Origin of the sequence: Streptomyces sp. NPDC006602, assembly GCF_042870385.1 — a bacterium.
Lineage (GTDB): Bacteria > Actinomycetota > Actinomycetes > Streptomycetales > Streptomycetaceae > Streptomyces.
This window is the reverse complement of the sequence record NZ_JBIAHG010000010.1, coordinates 256,230-262,783: the sequence shown is the minus strand read 5'-3', so window position 1 is coordinate 262,783 and position 6,554 is coordinate 256,230. Positions and strand designations below refer to the sequence as shown.

The 6,554-nt window shown below is 72.5% G+C and carries 5 protein-coding genes; 4 read left to right on the top strand and 1 reads right to left on the bottom strand.

What is annotated here, in order from left to right; all coding sequences use genetic code 11:
• On the bottom strand, nt 1-784 hold a 784-nt coding region (locus ACFYO2_RS25710; RefSeq protein WP_388353412.1), incomplete at its 3' end, for a LysR family transcriptional regulator.
• A 131-nt stretch (nt 785-915) separates the two neighbouring features.
• On the opposite strand from ACFYO2_RS25710, the gene ACFYO2_RS25705 reads away from it, so the two are divergent.
• From ACFYO2_RS25705 to ACFYO2_RS25690, 4 genes are all read left to right on the top strand, one after another.
• The gene (locus ACFYO2_RS25705) at nt 916-1,911 is read left to right on the top strand and encodes an aldo/keto reductase (protein WP_388353409.1); all 996 of its coding nucleotides are present in this window, start codon (nt 916-918) and stop codon (nt 1,909-1,911) included.
• Nucleotides 1,912-2,034: 123 nt separating this feature from the next.
• Entirely contained in the window at nt 2,035-3,579 is a 1,545-nt protein-coding gene (locus tag ACFYO2_RS25700) for a helix-turn-helix domain-containing protein (protein WP_388353406.1), read from the top strand.
• Nucleotides 3,580-4,241: 662 nt separating this feature from the next.
• A complete protein-coding gene (locus ACFYO2_RS25695) occupies nt 4,242-4,478 on the top strand; it encodes a hypothetical protein (RefSeq protein ID WP_388353403.1) in 237 nt (78 codons plus the stop codon).
• A 308-nt stretch (nt 4,479-4,786) separates the two neighbouring features.
• Nucleotides 4,787-6,511 carry a fatty acyl-AMP ligase gene (locus ACFYO2_RS25690; protein ID WP_388353400.1) on the top strand — a complete coding sequence of 575 codons (1,725 nt, stop codon included), beginning with the start codon at nt 4,787-4,789 and terminating at the stop codon, nt 6,509-6,511.
• Nucleotides 6,512-6,554: the final 43 nt, after the last annotated feature.

Below are 6,554 nucleotides of genomic sequence, written 5' to 3'. Positions count from 1 at the left end.
GCCGGGCCCCGCCGCCCGGCGCCGGCCCCCCCGCCGCCCCGCGCCGCCCCCCCCCCCCCCCCCCCCCCCCCCCCCCCCCCCCCCCCCCCCCCCCCAGTCCGGAGGCGACGGACTCGAACGTGTCGGCAGGAGACGTCACCTCGGTACCGATCCGGGGCTCACGGCCCTCGCGCGCGTCGGTGGCCAGCCAGAAGTCCCGCACCGGTCCGGCAGAGGGGGGCAGCGCCACGAAGGGTTCGTCGGCGAGGTCGGCGAGGTCCACCTCCGGCAGGGCGGCCAGCCGGTGGTCGGGCGGCAGAGCGACCCAGCGGCCTTCGCGGACCAGCGTGCGGGAGACGAGGCCCGGCGCCGGGAGCGGCAGCCACAGGAACGCCACGTCCGAACCCCCGTCGCCGAGCCCGGCGGTCGGATCTTCCCAGCTCACCAGCCGCAGGGAGATCCGCCAGCCCTGGTCCCGGAACCGGGCCAGCGCCTCACGCTGCAGGTCGCGGCCGACGGCCGTCTGCATGCCGACGGTGAGAGAGAACGTCGGCCCGGCGGCCCGCGCCTGATGCCACGCCCTGTCCCATGCCGCCACCAGGTCCCGGGCCCTCGGCAGCAGGGCCTGTCCCTGGGGCGTCAACACGACCTCGCGGGGCCTTCGTTCCAGCAGCGGGAAGCCCAACTGCCGCTCCAGCGCCCGGATCTGCTTCGACAGGGCGGGCTGCGAGATGAAGAGCTTCTGGGCGGCCACGGTGAAGTGCAGATGCTCCGCGAGCACCGTGAAGTACCGAAGGTCGCGCACATGAACGTCCATAACCAACGGTTATAGCGAAATGTCTTGGACGGCGGCAGGGAACCGAGGAGAGGCTGGGGCCACAAGAGATCACACGAGATCACCAGAGATCCACGAGACCGGACGACCAGGAGCAACCGATGACCACCCTGCCCCACCGTTTCCTCGGCGACCTCGAGACCTCCGCGATCGGCTTCGGCGCGATGGTGCTGTCGCCCGGCATGTACGGCGAGATCGACGACGAGCGTGCCGTCGCCGCGTTGCACGCCGCACTCGACGAGGGCGCCACCCTCATCGACACCTCAGACGGCTACGGCGCCGACGGCCACAACGAACGCCTCGTCGGCGAGGCCCTCAAGGGCCGCCGGGACGGCGTGGTCGTCGCCACCAAGTTCGGCTTCCGCGTCCCCGAGGGCGCCGAGGGCCACCGCTTCCCGGTGTCGTACGCCTTCGGCGAGCTCGCCGTGAACGCCGAGCCCCGCTACGTACGCGGGTACGCCGAGCAGTCGCTGCGCAACCTGGGCACCGACGTGATCGACCTGTACTACCCGCACTTCCCCGACCCGCAGGTCCCGCTGGAGGACACCGTCGGCGCCGTCGCGGACCTCGTGAAGGACGGCCTGGTGCGCCACCTGGGCCTGTCCAACGTCACCGCCGGCCAACTGCGCCGGGCCCACGCGGTCCACCCGGTCGCCGCCGTGCAGACCCAGTGGTCGATGTGGCAGCCCGCCGACCCCGAACTGCACGCCGCCGCCCGCGAACTGGGCGTGGGGATCGTGGCCTGGAGTCCGCTCGGCAGCGGGTTCCTGGCCGGCAAGGTGGACAACCTCGCCGAGGACGACTTCCGCCGCAACATCTCCCGCTTCGACGAGGCCAACCTCAAGGCCAACAACGACCGTTACGCTCCCCTGCGCGGCATCGCGGCCGACCTCGGCCTGACCCCGGGCCAGTTGGCGCTGGCGTGGCTGCTGCACCAGGACGACCACGTGGTGCCGATCCCCGGCAGCCGTACCCCGGCCCACATCGCCGAGAACCTGTCCGCCGCCCGCGTCGACCTGCATGCCGACAGCCTTGCCCGCATCGATGAGGCCCTCGCCGGTTTCGACCCCCAGGGGACGGGCTCGCTGCTCACCTGACCGAGGCCCCGGCGAGCCGACTTGAGTCTCCCGGCGGCCACCGGCAGGTTCGCGTACGCGACGGGGCGTGTAACGTCCCCGACCGACATACCGGACGATGCGAGGGGGGAGGAGAAGGCCGACGTGGCTGGCCGAGAGGACGGGTTCCGTCACCCGGAGGTGACGGGCCCGCAGGACGCGGTGTGGGCACAGGAGTTGCTCGACCATCTGCGCCCGACCGGGCGCGACGTACGCCGGGTCGTCGCATGGCTCGCCGACACCGTGCGGGGCGAGGCCTCCCTCCAGGACCACACCGGCGCGCTCCTCGGCGGCACCCGGCTGCCGAGGGAAGCCGACCTCGACGCGGATCTGGTCGCGGACATCGTCGCCGGGCGCATCGCCTCCGCCGCGTGGGAGGGAGAGGGCCGGCATCTGCGGATCGTCAGGGTGGAACGGCCGGGCCCGTCCTCGGCCGGAGTGCTCGCGGTGGCGCGGACGACCCCGTTCGACCGGCGGGCGTCCGAGATCGTGACGCACACCGCGCAGGTCGTCGAAGTGCTGCTGCGGGCACGTGAGACGGCCCTCGCCGGACGCCGGCTGGAGCGGGCGACCTCCGACCTGAGGCTGGCGATCCTGCAGCTGCTGATGGTGGAGGACACCGTGTCCGCCCGCCGTGTCGCCGCGGGTCTGTGGCCGGGCCTGCTCGACACGGACACGGCCTGCGTCTACGTCCTCGAAGGCGACGCCGCGGAGCGCGACCGCATCGCCGAGGAGTGCCTCGACGCGACCCGGGAGCAGGCCCTCGTGGTGCGCTGCCCCGCCGTGGACGGGCACGTGATCGTCGTGACTCCGGGTGAGGCCGCCGGAGCGGCCCTGCGGTCGCTCATCGAGCGCCACCCCGGCGTCTTCCTCGGCGGCAGCGTCCGGCAGAGCCTGGCCCGCACCGCCACCGCCTACGGGCAGGCCGTCAGCGCCCTCGCCGTCGCGCATTTCCGGCCCGACAAGGCGGCCGTCTACGCCGAGCGCACCCACCCCGAACGCCTGATGGACCCCTTCGCCCTCCGTGACTGGACCGCGCGTGTGCTGCGTCCGCTCGACACGCTGCCGCACCACACCCGCGCCGAACTCCTCGCCACCACCCGGCTCGGCCTGGAGTTCACCGCCGTGAACGCGGCGAAGGTCCTCGGCGTCAGCCGCAACACGGTCCGCGCCCGCATGGAACGCGTCGAAGGCCTGCTGGGCACCGACTTCTCCGACCTCACCGTCCGCGCCGCCGCCCACCTCGCTCTGAACACCCAGATCGGCCTCGCGGAGATCCCGGCCGCGCGGGGCGACACACAGCAGGCCCCCACCCGGCTCGCCGATCTCCTCGCCGGGACCGCGGTACGGGCCTGGGCGCACGCCCTCCTCGGCCGGCTGGACAGCGACGCCCGTGACCTGCGCCGGACGCTGCGCACGTGGATCGCGGCCGGCGGGAACTCCGAACGGGCCGCCCAGACACTCGGCATGCACGCGCAGACCGTGCGCGAGCACGTCCGCAGTGCGGAACCCGTCCTCGAACACCGGCTGCTCGCCGCCGGCAGCGATCTCTACGAGGTCGTCCTCGCCCACCTGGTCCTGGGAGACCTCGAACCGCCCGTCCTCGACCGGGCGAATCCGGGCCATCCGGACTCACCTGTGCACAGGTGAGCCATGTGCGCGGCACAGCGGGCATCGACGCGATTCACAACGGTTCCGTTCCACACGTAAGTTCTAGGCACCGCGGGGGCACGACCGGAACGGGGGACCGGTCGCGCTCTCGCGCTTCGGCTCGGTGCGCCGGGCGTCCGCCGCTGTCGTGAGCGTCGGCAGCGGACGGGCGAACCGGCCCACCGGATCGGTCTCGGCCCGTGGCCCGACCCGGCCGACCAAAGACGCACCGCCCGATCCACCCGCGCCCGCAGATCGTGCGGCTCGACCCGCTCGAAGGTGTCGATCGGCGAGGCGCCGTACCGGAGGTGGGCGGCGCCGTCCGCGGCACAGCGAGTTGGGCCGCGGCCGTCATGCCGAGCACCGGCGAGTCGTCCGCGGCCGTCGCGTCCCACGGCCGGGGTCCGCGCGCCGCGCGGCCTGTTGCACCGCGAGCGCGGCGACCCGCTGCCGATGTGGAGCGAGAAGCCCTCACATGAGGCACCCGCAGCACAGTACCCACCGTCGTCGACCGGTCTCGCACGGTCGATGGACACATCGCTTCGAAAGTGCCGGTGCTCTGTTCGTTTCTGTGGCATCTGTCGGTATTGCTGGGCGGTGTGTCCGGCCGGACGGCGGGTACCCGGGCGGTCCCGGAACGTCTACCGCTGGAGGAGGCCCGAATGACCAGCAGCACGGAGACCGGCGGCGTGACCGGTACGCCGGACAAGGACTACAACCTGATCTGGTATGTGGAGGCGTGCCTGAGCAACGCGCTGCGTCTGGAGAGCTACATCCAGGACGCGGAGCGCGAGAAGGACACCGAGGTCGCCGACCTGTTCCGCAAGGCCCAGGCGGACAGCCGCAAGGGTGCCGAACTGGGCAAGGGGCTTCTGCGCGCCCGACTCGACGGCGGCTGACCGCAACCGGCCATCCAGGCCCGGACGACCGAGAGCTGCTCGGCGTCCGGGCCTTTTGCCTGCCATGTCGTTGAGCTCTCAAATTCCGTTTGACGCACAGGGTTTACACTGTGGCCTCCGCCGCGCCCGGGGACTTGCTAACGTGTTACTCGCCGGTAGCAAGCTGTATCGCGGCACCTTCGGGCGAGTGGTCGAGAGGGACGGACGGCAAGGGGGCCGGTCCGCCCGCGGCCTCCGCGTACACCCATGACGCGGCCCTCGAACTCCAGTTCCCTCGCCACCTATCCAGACAGGTGAGACACGTACATATGGCTCGTTCCCTCGTCGACCTGCTGACCACGCACGCCTCGCACCAGCCCGACCGGATCGCATACCGCTTCCTCGTCACAGGCGACTGCGACGGGGAGATCCAGGACATCTCCTACGGGCGGCTGGCCGGACGCGCCCGGGCGATCGCCGCCTGGCTCCAGGAGCGCGGCCTGACCGGATCCCGCGCCATGCTGCTGTACCCGCCCGGCCTGGAGTTCATCAGCGGCTACCTGGGCTGCCTGTCCGCCGGGGTCGTCGCCGTCCCGGGCGTGCCCCCGCAGGGCCGGGCGCAGAACCACCGCGCGCTGACCCGGACCAAGCGCCTCATAGCCGACGCGGACGCCAAGGTGATCCTGGGCGGCCGTGAAGTGATCGCCGCCCTGACCGGCATGGCCGAGCAGCTGCCCGAGCTCGCCGACATCACCTGCGTGGCCACCGAGGACATCCCTGACGAGTCGGCCGCCTCCTGGCGTGAACCCGACCTCGGTGCCGACTCGGTGGCCTTCCTCCAGTACACCTCCGGCTCGACCTCCGCCCCCAAGGGCGTGGTCGTCACCCACGGCAACCTGCTCGACAACGAACGGGTCATCACCGAACGGATGGGCCACACCCCGGACACCATCGAGGAGTACGGCCGCGAACTGATCGTCAGCTGGCTGCCCACGTACCACGACATGGGCCTCATCGGGCCGGTCCTCAACACGGTCTACCTCGGCCTCACCACCACCCTGTTCTCCCCGCTGCACTTCCTCCAGCGGCCCGACCGCTGGCTGAAGGCCGTCAGCCGCTACCGCCCGCACACCAGCGGCGGCCCCAACTTCGCCTACGAGCTGTGCCTGAAGCACGCCGGCCCCGAACTCGTCGACGAACTCGACCTGACCTCCTGGAAGGTCGCCTTCAACGGCGCCGAACCGGTGCGCCCCGCCACCCTGCGACGGTTCACCGCGACCTTCGCCCCGGCCGGCTTCCGCCGCGAGGCCTTCTACCCCTGCTACGGCCTCGCCGAGTCCACCGTGATGGTCACCGGCGGCACGGTGGGCGCCCCGCCCACGCTCCTCGCAGCCGCGGACACCGGACCGCACGCGGGCGAGGCGGACGCCGCGGCGGTCGGCTGCGGGCGCCCCGGCCCGGGCGTGACCCTGGTGATCGCCGACCCCGAACTCCACAAGGAACTCCCCGAGGGCGAGGTCGGCGAGATCTGGGCGGCCGGCGCGAGCGTCGCCAAGGGCTACTGGCGCAACACCCTCGCCACCCGCGAGACCTTCCGCGCCACCCTCGCCGGCCGCGACGGCCGCTTCCTGCGCACCGGCGACCTCGGATTCCTGCGCGACGGCGAACTGTTCGTCACCGGCCGCCTCAAGGACCTCATCGTCATCGACGGCCGCAACCACTACCCCCAGGACCTCGAACTGTCCGCCGAGATGGCCCACCCCGCCCTGCGTCCCGGCTGCACCGCCGCGTTCTCCGTCGACGGGGGAGTGGACGGTGAACAGGTCGTCCTGGTCGCCGAGGCGGCCCCGGACGCCGAGGGCGAGGCGGAGAAGATCACCGACCTGATCCGCAGCGCGATCGGCGAGGCCCACGGCGTGTCCGTGCGCGACGTCGTCCTCGTCCACCCCGGCACGATCCCCAAGACGTCCAGCGGCAAGATCCAGCGCCGCGCCACGCGGACGGCCCACCTGAGCGGCACCCTCGCCGTGCTCGCCGCGCCGGCCACCCGCTGACACCGCCCGCCGTCGGCGCACACCCCCGCGCCGACGGTGCCCC

Bases quoted from the DNA above. Each gene is read 5' to 3' on its own strand.
- ACFYO2_RS25705 (WP_388353409.1), top strand. From the start codon at position 916: ATGACCACCCTGCCCCACCGTTTCCTCGGCGACCTCGAGACCTCCGCG.
- ACFYO2_RS25695 (WP_388353403.1), top strand. From the start codon at position 4,242: ATGACCAGCAGCACGGAGACCGGCGGCGTGACCGGTACGCCGGACAAG.
- ACFYO2_RS25690 (WP_388353400.1), top strand. From the start codon at position 4,787: ATGGCTCGTTCCCTCGTCGACCTGCTGACCACGCACGCCTCGCACCAG.